Annotated in this window: 7 protein-coding genes; 4 read left to right on the plus strand and 3 right to left on the minus strand. The window is 64.5% G+C overall.

The window, feature by feature from the left end:
- Positions 1-56 precede the first annotated feature (56 nt).
- The 3 genes from ACLB1G_RS25010 to ACLB1G_RS25020 all read right to left on the minus strand — a co-directional run bounded on the left by ACLB1G_RS25010 (position 57) and on the right by ACLB1G_RS25020 (position 4,706).
- A complete protein-coding gene (locus ACLB1G_RS25010; protein ID WP_491629973.1) occupies positions 57-1,781 on the minus strand; it encodes a cation:proton antiporter domain-containing protein in 1,725 nt (574 codons plus the stop codon).
- Positions 1,782-1,878: 97 nt separating this feature from the next.
- Positions 1,879-3,000 (minus strand): beta-ketoacyl-ACP synthase III, encoded by a 1,122-nt coding sequence (locus tag ACLB1G_RS25015; protein ID WP_491629974.1) that lies wholly within the window; start codon positions 2,998-3,000, stop codon positions 1,879-1,881.
- 272 nt (positions 3,001-3,272) lie between these two features.
- Positions 3,273-4,706, minus strand: a complete 1,434-nt coding sequence (locus ACLB1G_RS25020; protein ID WP_491629975.1) for a S41 family peptidase — start codon at positions 4,704-4,706, stop codon at positions 3,273-3,275.
- Between the two features lie 354 nt (positions 4,707-5,060).
- Here ACLB1G_RS25020 and ACLB1G_RS25025 point away from each other — a divergent pair, with 354 nt between their 5' ends.
- The 4 genes from ACLB1G_RS25025 to ACLB1G_RS25040 all read left to right on the plus strand — a co-directional run bounded on the left by ACLB1G_RS25025 (position 5,061) and on the right by ACLB1G_RS25040 (position 12,370).
- Complete coding sequence (locus ACLB1G_RS25025; protein WP_491629976.1) at positions 5,061-5,666, plus strand: hypothetical protein; 606 nt, start codon at positions 5,061-5,063, stop codon at positions 5,664-5,666.
- A gap of 146 nt (positions 5,667-5,812) precedes the next feature.
- A complete protein-coding gene (locus ACLB1G_RS25030; protein WP_491629977.1) occupies positions 5,813-8,026 on the plus strand; it encodes a TonB-dependent receptor plug domain-containing protein in 2,214 nt (737 codons plus the stop codon).
- Positions 8,027-8,158: 132 nt separating this feature from the next.
- Entirely contained in the window at positions 8,159-10,171 is a 2,013-nt protein-coding gene (locus tag ACLB1G_RS25035) for a M13 family metallopeptidase (protein ID WP_491630073.1), read from the plus strand.
- Positions 10,172-10,339: 168 nt separating this feature from the next.
- On the plus strand, positions 10,340-12,370 hold the full coding sequence (locus ACLB1G_RS25040; RefSeq protein WP_491629978.1) for a M13 family metallopeptidase: 2,031 nt from the start codon (positions 10,340-10,342) through the stop codon (positions 12,368-12,370).
- The last annotated feature ends 1 nt before the right edge of the window (position 12,371 follow it).

Raw genomic sequence — 12,371 nt, forward strand, 5'->3', positions numbered from 1 at the left:
ACCGCCATCGTTGCCCCAGCCTGGGCGCGCCCGCCCTGATCCTGAAACGAGCAAGCTCAGTGGTGCTGGCCCTGACCCTTGGCGTCCTCGAAAGTTTCCAGCACATATTCCGTCATGCCCTTGGCCAGCTCCTGCTCGCCCATGAACACCTGGCCGGCGCGCTCGCTGCGCAGCAGTTCCGCTTCCTCGTCGCTGTGGGTGCGCACCACGGTCTTGATGGCGGGATTGAGGGCGCGCGCCGTTTCTATCATGGCGCGCACGTGGAAGGTGTCCGGCGTGGCGATCACCAGCATGCGGGCGCGCGCGATGTGGGCCTGGATCAGCACCGCCGGCTCGCCGGCATTGCCGGCCACGGCCGGCACGCCTTCCTTGCGCAGCTGGTCCACCAGCTCGCGATTCTGCTCCGCCACCACATAAGGGATGCCGCGCTCCTTCAGGCTGCCTGCGATGCGCTTGCCGACCCGGCCATAGCCGACCAGCACCACCTGTCCGGCCAGATGGGTGTGCGGCACCGACATGGGCAGCTCGGCCAGCGGGTCGGTGCTGCGTTCAAATTTGGCGGCCAGCGATTTATTCCTGGCCAGCCAGTTCTCCAGCGGCTTGGTGATGGCGAACACCACCGGGTTGAAGGCGATCGAGATGATGGCGCCGGCCAGGATCAGGCTCTGGCCTTCCTCCGGCATCAGCTTGAGCGACAGGCCCAGCGCGGCCAGGATGAAGGAAAACTCGCCGATCTGCGCCAGGCTGGCCGAGATCAGCAGCGCGCTGCGCACCGGATAGCGCAGCAGCAGCACCAGCAGGAAGGCTGCCACCGACTTGCCGACCACGATGATGGCCACCACCGCCAGCAGCTTGAGCGGCTGCTGCAGGATGATGGCCGGGTCGAACAGCATGCCGACCGAAACGAAGAACAGCACCGCGAACGCATCGCGCAGCGGCAGAGATTCCTCGGCCGCGCGGTGGCTCAGCTCCGACTCGCGCAGCACCATGCCAGCAAAGAAGGCGCCCAGCGCGAAGGACACGCCAAAGAAGTGGGTGGAGGCATAGGCAATGCCGACCGCGGCCGCGATCACGCACAGGGTGAACAGCTCGCGCGAACCGGTGCGCGCCACCTGCCACAGTATCCAGGGGAACAGCTTGCGGCCCACCACCAGCATCAGGGCGATGAAGGCGCCCACCAGGGCGAAGGTGACGGCCAGGGTTTGCCACAGGCTGCCGCCACCGTCGGCGCCGTGGGCCGCGTCCGCCACGCCGCCCAGCGGCACGGCCAGCGGAGGCAGCAGCACCAGCACCAGCACGGTGACCAGGTCTTCCACCACCAGCCAGCCAACCGCGATGCGGCCGTTCAGGCTGTCCAGGATGCCGCGCTCCTCCAGCGCCCGCAGCAGCACCACGGTGCTGGCCACCGACAGCGCCAGCCCGAACACCAGGCCGCCGCCCAGGGACCAGCCCCAGAAATGCGCCAGTCCCATGCCCAGCAGGGTGGCGACGGCAATCTGCAAAATCGCCCCGGGCAGGGCGATCTTGCGCACCTCCCACAAATCGTCGAGGGAAAAATGCAGGCCGACGCCGAACATCATCAGCATCACGCCTATCTCGGCCAACTGGCTGGCCAGTGCGGTATCGGCCACGAAACCGGGTGTGGCCGGACCCAGCAGGATGCCCGCAGCCAGATAGCCCACCAGGGCGGGCAGCTTCAAGCGCGCCGCGATGAATCCGAACAGGAGGCCGAACCCGAGGGCGGCCGCGATGGTGGTGATCAGGCTGATGTTGTGGGGCATGCGTGCGGGTCTCCTTCGCTGTTTGAGAATAAAACAGCACAAGAGTAGCACATCAGCCCGGAAAGTCCCTCAAAAAGGACTCATCTTGCTTGCATCTTTACAGCTTGCGCAGCACCACCGCGCCGATGGAATAACCGGCGCCAAACGAGCAGATCACGCCCAGCGCGCCGGACGGAAGGTCGTCCGAATACTTGTGGAAGGCAATGATGGAGCCGGCCGACGAGGTGTTGGCGTATTCGTCCAGGATCACGGGCGCTTCCTGCGGCTCGGCGTCGCGCCCCAGTATCATGCGGCTGATCAGCAGATTCATGTTGAGGTTGGCCTGGTGCAGCCAGTAGCGGCTGATCTGCGGCACGTCCAGGCCGGCGGCGGCAATGGTGTCCTTGATCATCTCGGCCGCCATCGGGCACACATCCTTGAATACTTTCCTGCCCTGCTGGCGGAACAGCTTGTCCGGCTGGCCCACGCCCGTTTCGTCGAAGCGGTTCAAAAAGCCGAAGTTGTTGCGGATGTTGTTGGAGAAGCTGGTTTTCAGCTTGGTTTCCAGGATTTCATAGCGCTGGCTGGATACGGCGGTGTCGGCCGCTTCCACCACGATGGCGGTGCAGGCGTCGCCAAAGATGAAGTGGCTGTCGCGGTCGCGCCAGTTCAGGTGGCCGCTGGTGATTTCCGGGTTCAGCACCAGCACGGCGCGGGCCTGGCCGCTCTGCACGGCCGCCACGGCGGTCTGTATGCCGAAGGTGGCCGAGGAGCAGGCCACGTTCATGTCGAAGCCATAGCCCTCGATGCCGAGCGCGCCCTGCACCTCGACCGCCATGGCCGGATAGGCGCGCTGCATGTTGGAGCAGGCCACCAGCACCATGTCGATGTCGGCCGGGGTGCGGCCGGCGCGCTCCAGCGCCTGGCGGGCGGCGGCCACGGCCATCTCGGCCTGCAGCGAGATTTCCTCGTCGGCGCGCTCGGCGATGCGCGACACCATGCGCCTGGGATCGAGTATGCCTTCCTTCTCCATCACGTAGCGGGCCTTGATGCCCGAGGCTTTTTCGATGAAGGCCACGCTGGACGGTTCCAGCGCGGTGACGGCGCCGGACGCGATGGCGTCGGCGTTATCGGCGTTGAACTGGGCGACGTAGGTGTTGAAGCATTCAACCAGTTCCTCGTTGCTGATGGACAGGGCCGGGGTGTACAGGCCGGTACCGCTGATGACGGCTTTTTTCATGGTTAAACTTTCAAATTAAGCAAGGGCTCGTGGCCGTAATCAGCAGATTCTACACAAAGGCGGAGCGGGCGATGTAAATATAGTTAGAGGGTTTACACGCTCGGTATGGATAGCCGCGCGTGCGGCAATGACGTGCAGCAGTGGCAGGCCGTAAGCTGTGTCCGAGGGCGCCAGACCGTCATTGCCACGAAAGCGGCAATCCATGCGGCGCCTGCATCGCGGCAAAAAAAAACGGCGCCGGTGGTGGGCGCCGCAGCTGGTTGAAAACAGTTTTATTTTTTTGGTGTGGTATCGGTCTGCACCAGGGTAGGCTCCTGCTTGGCGGTCTGCACCGGCAAGCCTTTCAGGTGGTTCAGGGCCTGGGCCAGCTGGAAGTCGTCGGCGCTGCCGTATTCGAGCGGCTTGCGCTTCTTCTCCTGGGCGATCACCTTCATTTGCTCTTCCAGCTCGTCGCGGGGGTTGCGGGCGACGGCTTCCTTGTCGCGGTCGTTGGACAGGTGCTTGTCCAGGTCGGCCTCGCGGGTGCGCAGGGCGTTCAGGCCGTCGCCGTCGGCGTATTCATCCACCATCACGTCCGGCAGGATGCCCTTGGCCTGGATCGAGCGGCCATTGGGCGTGTAGTAGCGCGCCGTGGTCAGCTTGACGGCGGTGTCGGCGGTCAGCTGGCGTATGGTTTGCACCGAGCCCTTGCCGAAGGTCTGGGTGCCCATGATGGCGGCGCGCTTGTAATCCTGCAGCGCGCCGGCCACGATTTCCGAGGCCGAGGCCGAACCGGTATTGACCAGCACCACCATCGGCACTTTCTTCACGGCTTCCGGCAGCTTGGCCAGGGCGTCGCTCTCGCCATGCAGGGCGTAGTATTCGGCGCGGCCGTAGAAGATCTGCTTGGAATCGGGCAGCTGGCCATTGGTCGAGACGATGGGCGAGTCTTTCGGCAGGAAGGCCGCTGCCACGCCGATGGCGCCCTGCAGCACGCCGCCGGGGTCGTTGCGCAGGTCCAGCACCAGGCCTTTCAGCTTGGGATCCTGGCGGTACAGTTCAGTGATCTTGGCGGCCAGGTCATCCACCGTGGGTTCCTGGAATTGCGAGATGCGCACCCAGGCATAGCCGGGCTCGACCACCTTGCCCTTGACGCTTTTCTGGATGATTTCCTCGCGCGTGATGTTGAACACCAGCGGGTCCGGCACGTCCTTGCGCATCACGGTGAGCGTCACCTTGGAATGCGGCTCGCCGCGCATCTTCTTGACCGACTCGTCCAGGCTCATGCCCTTGATGGAAGTGGAGTCCAGGCGGGTGATCAGGTCGCCCGGCTTGATGCCGGCGCGCCAGGCGGGAGAATCCTCGATGGGAGCGACGATCTTGATGTAGCCATCCTCGGCGGCGCCGATCTCGATGCCCAGGCCGACGAACTTGCCTTGCGAGCCTTCGCGCAATTCCGCGTAGGCTTTCTTGTCCAGGTAGGCCGAGTGCGGGTCCAACGACGCCACCATGCCGGAGATGGCTTCCGTCAGCAGCTTCTTGTCCTCGACCTTTTCCACGTAATCCGATTTGATCAGGCCGTAGACGTCTGCCAGCTGGCGCAATTCTTCCAGCGGCAGGCCGGGATCGACCGGCTTTTGCGCCATCGCGGAAAACTGCAGGGAGACCGCGATGCCGGCCACCACACCCAGGCCCACCAGCCCGGAATTCTTGAGTTTCTTGCCCATGTATCACCTACCTGTTTTCTAACGTTTACCCAACAACCACAAGGTGCTCTGCCGTGGTCCAGTATAAACCTGATTATCGGCAAACGTAGTATCCAAGCCGTAATCCTTGTCATGTTTGCGAGGTTTTACATCCACATCGATCATGTCGCTTATTGTGTCGTTATGTATCAGGATAAAGCTGTCAAAGTTGCAGAAATGATGGGAATGTAAATCCGTGTTCAGACGGGTAAGGATTTGTAAGACTCCCGTCGCGGGCCATTTTCGCCGCTACACTAGGCCTGTATTTCTCTCTACCCTGAAGTGGTTTTTTGCCAGCGCCCCAAGCGCTGGCTTTTTTTTACCTACGGAGTCCGTATGTCGCTTCTCCCGAAATTGTTCCGCGCCGGCGCGCGCCGCCTGTGCGCCGCGCTGGTGTTCAGCCTGGCCGCCGTGCCCGCCTTTGCCGTTCCCATCATGGACATGAACCTGGAAGACCTGATGCCCATGATTGCCGACTTCAAGAAGTCGCTCAACCTGAACGCCAATCAGTCGCTGCTGTGGCAGCAGACCGAGGGCCGCACCCGCCAGCTGCTGCGCGACCGCAAGGCGCGCCGCGAGCATTTGCAAAGCGCCACCCGCACCGCCCTGGACGGCAAACAGGTCGAGCTGCGCGACCTGGTCGGCGCCGTCGATGCTGAAACGGCCGCCAGCGCGGCCGAGGAAAAGCAGCTGCGCGAATGGTGGCTGACCGTCAATGACGCCTTGAGCGATACCCAGCGCGCCGCCGTGGTGCGATTGCTGACCGAGCAGATGGAGCGCGTGGCCGAACCCATGGGCCGCCCCGGCGGCGGCGGCGAAAAACCGTCCGAGGGTGGCGAGCACCGTGGCGGACGCGGCGGCCGTGGCGGCGGCGGCCCTGGCGGGGTGGGCGTCGGCGTGGGCGCCGGTGGCGCCAGCATCAACCTGCCGGGGGGCGGCTGACGACGAGTCGTTTGAAGTGTTGTATGAAAGCGGCGGGTGTGTATCGTAAAGTAAAAAACGCCCTGCCTGGGAACTGGCCACTTGTCTGATCGGTAAAATATCGGCGCGGAAACATTCATTCCCGCCGACAAGACCGAACGACAGCCATGAACACAGTTAATACCACCTGCGCCTGCCTGGCCCTGCTGGGGGCCGCGGCAGGCGCAGGTGCGCAAACGGCCGCCGCCCAGACCGAGCCGGGTGCGGACGGCAAGCCGATACAGCAAGTCACCGTACAGGGCGGCCGCGCCAGCGACATGGACGAGCGCCGCAATTCCATCGCCGGCAAGCAGGTCTATGGCCGCGAGGAGCTGGACCGCAACGGCGACACCAACCTGGGCGACATCCTCAAGCGCCTGCCCGGCGTCACCATGGGCGGGCGGCCGGGACGGGGCGGCGGCGAAATCCGCATGCGCGGCCTGGGCAGCGGCTACACCCAGGTGCTGCTGAACGGCGAGCGCCCGCCGGCCGGCTTTTCCATGGACAGCCTGTCGCCCGACCAGGTCGAGCGTATCGAAGTCATGCGCGGCCCGGTTGCCGAGCACAGCACGCGCGCCATTGCCGGCACCATCAACATCATCCTGCGCGACGGCTACCAGCAGCGCGACAAGCAGCTCAAGCTGAGCGACAGCATCGAGCAGGGCCGCCACGCGCCCAACATCTCGCTGACGGCGCCGGGCAAGGCCGGGCAGCTCAGCTATTTGCTGTCCGGCTCCATCTTCGAGAACCGCCAGCGCGACCGGGCCGACACCGTCAACCGCGACACCCGCGCCGACGGCATCGTGCAAAAGGACGAAACCGTGGTGGATGATACGGTCCGCACCACCAGGGGCATCCACTTCACGCCGAGGCTGTCGTACAAGTTCGGCAATGGCGACACCCTGAACGTCCAGCCTTTCCTGATGAGCATGCGCAGCGACAGCGACGCCACCAGTGTGCTGACCCAGGGGCAGCTGGTGCCGCCGGCCATCCTGCAGGCGCCCGAATACAACTACGCCACCACCCGCGCCCACTCGGACTCCACCTTCCTGCGCGGTTTCGGCAACTGGGTGCACAAGCTCGACGGCGCCGCCAAGCTGGACGTCAAGTTCGGTTTCGGCAGCGGCCACAGCAGCAACGACTCGCTGCGTCCGCAGTACGACGCGGCCGGCGTGCTGCTGCAGCGCTATACGGACACCGATTCCACCCGCGACCGCGGCTTCAACACGGGCGGCAAGTACAGCTCGCCGCTGGGCCGCGACCAGAGCCTGGCGGCCGGCTGGGAAGCGGAATGGAGCCGCCGCGAACAGACCAAAACGTCAGTGGACAAGAATGGCAACGCCCAGTTCGCCGACTCGGGCGACAACCTGTCCGCCGACACCAGGCGGGTGGCCTTGTTCATCCAGGACGAGATGGACATCTCGCCGCAATGGTCGGGCTATGCGGGCCTGCGCTGGGAGGGCATACGCACCAGCAGCAGCCGTCCTGGCGGGGATATCGACAACAGCAGCAGCGTGTTCAGCCCGCTGCTGCATGCGGTCTACCGCATCCCCGGCAAGGAAAAGGACCAGGTCCGCGCCAGCCTGACCAAGAGCTACAAGCCGGCCAATGTGCAGGACTTGATCGCGCTGCCGGCCCTGTCGCGCCTGAACAGCGCCACCCGGCCTGACCGGGTCGGCAATCCCAACCTCAAGCCCGAGCTGGCCACCGGCCTGGATCTCGCCTACGAGCATTACCTGGGCCGCAGCGGCATCCTCACCGCCAGCGGCTTCATCCGCGACATCGACGACCTGATACGGCGCGAGCTGAGCCTGCAAGACACGGTCACCGGGCCGCGCTGGGTGTCCACCCCGGGCAATGTGGGCCACGCCCGCACCAGCGGCATCGAGCTGGAAGCCAAGTTCCAGCTGGCCGAGCTGATGGAGGATGCGCCGGCCATCGATTTCCGCTCCAACTACAGCCGCTTCTGGTCGCGCGTGGATGGCATCCCCGGCCCCAATAACCGCCTCGACCAGCAGGCCAGGCAGACCGCCAATATCGGCGCCGACTGGCGCGTCAAGCAGCTGCCGCTGACCTTGGGCGCCAGCCTGAACTGGACGCCGGCCATCACCGTGCAAACCTCCACCACCCAGGTGGTGGAAACGGGACGCAAGCGCCAGATCGACGCCTACGGCCTGTGGCGCTTCAACGCCGCCAACCAGCTGCGCATCTCGGCCAGCAACCTCGCGGCCGAGGACGCCTTGGGCAGCAACCTGGTCACCACCAATGGCCTGGTCCAGCTGGCCACCACCGTCAACCAGACCTACACGGTGTGGAGCGTGCGCTATGAAACCAAATTCTGATTTGCCTGCCGGCGGCGGCACCCCCGCCGCCGGCGCAACACCCGGCGCACGACCTGTGCGTTATCCTAGCGGTCGGCTAAACGCCGCCTTTCGATCCATGTTCCATAAGGACAAGCTGTGAAACGACATCTGATGAGCACCCTGGCCCTGAGCCTGCTGACCGCGTTTGCGGGTGCGGCCGAGGCCCCCAAATCCGGCATCGATACCCAGTACATCGACGCCAGCGTGCGGCCGCAGGATAACTTCTTCCTGCACCTGAACGGCCAGTGGCTGAAAACCACCGAGATCCCGGCCGACAAGCCGAGCTGGGGCTCGTTTGCCCAACTGCGCGACGACACCCTGCCGCAGCTGCGCAGCCTGATCGAGGCGGCCGAGCACGACAAATCCAAAAAGCCCGGCAGCGAGCGCGCCAAGATCGGCGACCTGTACGCCAGCTACATGGACGAGGCCAAGCTGGAGCAGCTGGGCGTCAAGCCACTGGCCGGCGAGCTGAACCGCATCCGCGCCGTCAAGGACAAGAAAGCCTTCCCGGCCCTGATCGCCCACCTGCAGCAGATCGGCGTCACCACCCCGTACGGCCTGTACGTGAGCCCGGATGCGCGCGAATCGACCAAGTACGCCGTCAGCCTGGGCCAGAGCGGCCTGGGCCTGCCGGACCGCGACTACTACCTGAAGAAGGATGACGCCAAGCTGGCCGACACGCTGGCCAAGTACGAGGCGCACGTGGCCACCATCCTGGGCCTGGCCGGCGACAAGAACGCCGCCGCCAACGCCAAGGCCATCGTCGGCCTGGAAACCGCGCTGGCGGAAATCCAGTGGACCAAGGTCGAGAACCGCGACCCCGTCAAGCGCTACAACAAGACCCCCGTGGCCGAGCTGGCCAAGGTCGCGCCCGGCTACGATTGGGGCCATGCCCTGGCCGCCGCCGGTGTCGCCAACAAGGTGGACTACGTGATCGTGGGCCAGCCCAGCTACCTGGCCGGCTTTACCGCGCAAGTGGAAAAAACCGACCTGGCGACCTGGAAAGCCTATTTCGAATGGCAGCTGCTGCGCAGCGCCTCGCCCTACCTCTCGAAAGCCTTTGCCGACGCCAGCTTCGACTTCTACAGCACCGTGCTGACCGGCGTGACCGAGCAGCCGCCGCGCTGGAAACGTGGCGTGGCCGTGGTCGAGCGCGCCATGGGCGAGGGCCTGGGCAAGCTGTACGTGGCCGAATACTTCCCGCCCGAGCGCAAGGCGCGCATGGAAGAGCTGGTCAAGAACCTGCTGGCCTCGTACAAGACCAGCATCGACGGCCTGGACTGGATGAGCCCGGAAACCAAGAAGGAAGCCCAGGCCAAGCTGGCCAAGTTCACGCCCAAGATCGGTTATCCGAACAAGTGGCGCGACTATTCCTCGCTGGCGATCGCCCGTGGCGACCTGGTGGGCAACATGCTGCGCGTGTCCAGCTTCGGCTACCAGCGCATGATCAGCAAGCTCGGTAAACCCATCGACCGCGAGGAATGGGGCATGACGCCGCAGACCGTGAATGCGTACTACAACGCGACCATGAACGAGATCGTGTTCCCGGCCGCCATCCTGCAGCCGCCGTTCTTCGACGCCAAGGCGGACGACGCGGTCAACTACGGCGCCATCGGCGCCGTGATCGGCCACGAGATCAGCCACGGCTTCGACGACAAGGGCAGCCAGTCAGACGGCGACGGCAACCTGCGCGACTGGTGGACCAAGGAAGACCGCGCCAACTTCAAGGCCAAGACCGACGCCTTGTCCAAGCAGTACAGCAGCTACAGCCCGCTGCCGGGCTACCATGTGAATGGCGACCTGACCCTGGGCGAGAACATCGCCGACAACTCTGGCATCGCGATTGCGTACAAGGCCTACAAGCTGTCGCTGGGCGGCAAGCCGGCCCCGGTGATCGACGGCCTGACGGGCGACCAGCGCTTCTTCATGGGCTTTGGCCAGGTCTGGCGCAGCAAGATGCGCGAGGCGCAGCAGATCGTGCAGATCAAGACCGACCCGCACTCGCCGGGCGAATTCCGCGCCAACGGCACCATGGTCAACCAGCCGGGCTTCTACGAAGCCTTCGGCGTGAAACCGGGCGACAAGATGTACCTCCCGCCCGAAGAGCGCGTGATCATCTGGTAAAGATGCAACAAAGGCTGCCGCTGGCAGCCTTTTTCTTATCGGCCATGCTAGAGTCGCGGCTTACATAAAAAACATCGGTGTCAGGTCTGCCATTGGTACATGAGTCCGCTTCGCAAGCGAACTCATGTACCAATGGCAGACCTGACACCGGGTTTACCGGGAGAGGGTATGAAGTTGAAACTGATGGCCGCCGCGGCGCTGGCCTGTCTCGCCATGGGCGGCGTCCAGGCCCAGGGGGGCAAGAAATCCGGCGTCGACCTGCAATACATCGACCAGGCGGTGCGTCCGCAGGACGATTTCTTCCACTACCTGAACGGCAAATGGCTGGCCCAGACCCAGATCCCGGCCGACAAGGCCAGCTGGGGCGCCTTTGAAAAGCTGGACGACGAAACCCAGGACCAGCTGCGCGCCGTCATCGAGCAGGCCGCCGCCGACACCCAGGCCGCTCCCGGCAGCGACACTCGCCGTATCGGCGACTTCTACGCCAGCTACATGGACGAGGCCAGACTGGAGCAACTGGGCCTGGCCCCGCTGCGCGCGGAACTGGAGCGCGTCGCCGCCCTGCGCGACAAGAAGGACATTCCGGCCCTGATCGCCCGCTACAACCGCATCGGCATCACCACCCCCTACGCCTACGCCGTCCACCAGGACAACAAGGATTCCACCAAGTATGTGGCCGACATCTACCAGGATGGCCTGGGCCTGCCGGACCGCGACTACTATCTGAAAAAGAGCGACGCCAAGCTGGCCGGCACGCTGGCGAAATACCGCCAGCACATCGCGCGCATGCTGGCGCTGGCGGGCCACGCCAACGCGGCGGCCGAAGCCCAGGCCATCGTCGCGCTGGAAACCGAGCTGGCCAGGGCGCAGTGGACCAAGGTCGAACTGCGCGATCCCGTCAAGGCCTACAATAAATTCGAACTGCCCAAGCTGGGCAAGCTGGCTCCCGGCTACGACTGGAACAGCTACCTGGCGCAGTCCGGCCTGCAGGGCAAGGTCGATTACCTGATCGTCAGCCAGCCCAGCTTCGTCACCGGCTTCAACAAGATCCTCAACCAGACCCCTTTAGCCACCTGGCAGGCCTACTTCCAGTGGCAGGCCATCAGCAGCCTGTCGCCCTACCTGAACAAGGATTTCGCGCTCGAGCACTTCGCGTTCTACGGCAAGGTGCTGGCCGACGTGAAGGAGCAGGAGCCACGCTGGAAACGCGGGGTGAAGGCCACCGACACGGCCCTGGGCGAAGTGGTCGGCAAGCTCTATGTGGAGCAGCATTTCCCGCCCGAGCGCAAGGCGCGCATGGAGGCGCTGGTCAAGAACCTGCTGGAAGCCTACCGCGAGAGCATAGACCAGATCAGCTGGATGGGACCGGATACGAAGAAGGAAGCCCAGGCCAAGCTGGCCAAGTTCACCACCAAGATCGGCTACCCCAACAAGTGGCGCGACTATTCCGCGCTGGAGATCCGGCGCGACGACCTGGCCGGCAACGTGCTGCGCGCGCGCGATTTCGCCTACCAGAAGGAGCTGGACAAGCTGGGCAAGCCCATCGACCGCGATGAATGGGGCATGACGCCGCAAACCATCAACGCCTATTACAACCCGGAGATGAACGAGATCGTGTTCCCGGCCGCCATCCTGCAGCCGCCGTTCTTCGACGCCGAGGCCGACGACGCCGTCAACTACGGCGCCATCGGCGCCGTGATCGGCCACGAGATCAGCCACGGATTCGACGACCAGGGCGCCCAGTACGACGGCGACGGCAACCTGCGCGACTGGTGGACCAAGGCCGACCACAAGAACTTCGCGGCCCGCACCAAGATGCTGGTCCGGCAGTACAAGCAGTTCAGCCCCATCAAGGGCTACAAGGTCGATGGCGAATTGACCCTGGGCGAAAACATCGCCGACAATTCCGGCGCCGCCATCGCCTACAAGGCTTACCTGATCTCGCTGCACGGCCAGCCGGCGCCGGTGATAGCCGGCTTGACCGGCCAGCAGCGCTTCTACCTGGGCTTTGGCCAGGTGTGGCGCGCCAAGATACGCGAGGCGCAAGCCATCGTCTACCTGAAGACCGACCCGCACTCGCCAGACCAGTTTCGCACCATCGGCACCTTGCGCAACCAGCCCGGCTTCTACGAGGCCTTTGGCGTGAAGCCCGGCGACAAGATGTATCTCGCTCCAAAAGACCGGGTCATCATTTGGTGAG

The sequence above is a fragment of the Duganella kummerowiae genome, from assembly GCF_053572355.1.

Coding starts and splice junctions, on each gene's coding strand:
- ACLB1G_RS25010 (WP_491629973.1), bottom strand. CDS start 1,781: ATGCCCCACAACATCAGCCTGATCACCACCATCGCGGCCGCCCTCGGG.
- ACLB1G_RS25015 (WP_491629974.1), bottom strand. CDS start 3,000: ATGAAAAAAGCCGTCATCAGCGGTACCGGCCTGTACACCCCGGCCCTG.
- ACLB1G_RS25020 (WP_491629975.1), bottom strand. CDS start 4,706: ATGGGCAAGAAACTCAAGAATTCCGGGCTGGTGGGCCTGGGTGTGGTG.
- ACLB1G_RS25025 (WP_491629976.1), top strand. CDS start 5,061: ATGTCGCTTCTCCCGAAATTGTTCCGCGCCGGCGCGCGCCGCCTGTGC.
- ACLB1G_RS25030 (WP_491629977.1), top strand. CDS start 5,813: ATGAACACAGTTAATACCACCTGCGCCTGCCTGGCCCTGCTGGGGGCC.
- ACLB1G_RS25035 (WP_491630073.1), top strand. CDS start 8,159: ATGAGCACCCTGGCCCTGAGCCTGCTGACCGCGTTTGCGGGTGCGGCC.
- ACLB1G_RS25040 (WP_491629978.1), top strand. CDS start 10,340: ATGAAGTTGAAACTGATGGCCGCCGCGGCGCTGGCCTGTCTCGCCATG.